A 467-nucleotide genomic window follows, 5' to 3' on the forward strand; every position below is an offset into this window, starting at 1 on the left:
AATGCGGGACCATTTGGGGCTCAGGTCACGGTCTTTTGGCCCTCCTCTCGCGGGAGAGGGGGATTGGTGCCTTGGGGGATGACAGGGTCGCAAGGCGGAGCACCCCTATGCTGCAGTTTGCACGGGGAGGGGGCTGTGCCTGCCGCCAGCCTGCTTGCCTAATAATGCGGCGGGGGGCGGTCGACGGGGGCGGCCTGGCCGGCGGACTGTTCGGCGTCCGCAACACGCTCGGCGAGGCGCGCAACCTGCCGCTCCAGCCGCTCGATCAGCTTCCATTGCGCCGTAATGGCCTCGTTCAGATCCTCAATCGTCTGGTCCTGATGGACCACACGCATTTCAAGCTCGTCGAGGCGGGCGGAGTCCGGTGAAGGGCTGTCTGTCATGAGGGAGGGATTAGCGCTGCTTGCGGGGCGTGGCAATGTCGAGCCGGTGGGCGGCGACAGCGGCTGCGGCGGTAATGTGCGGGG

Annotated in this window: 1 protein-coding gene; it reads right to left on the reverse strand. The window is 66.8% G+C overall.

What is annotated here, in order from left to right:
• Nucleotides 1–158: 158 nt before the first annotated feature.
• Nucleotides 159–467: SlyX family protein (locus tag HY2_RS15945; RefSeq protein WP_241762411.1), on the reverse strand; the 309-nt coding region annotated here is incomplete at its 5' end.

Origin of the sequence: Hyphomonas pacifica (assembly GCF_000682675.1) — a bacterium.
Taxonomy (GTDB): domain Bacteria; phylum Pseudomonadota; class Alphaproteobacteria; order Caulobacterales; family Hyphomonadaceae; genus Hyphomonas; species Hyphomonas pacifica.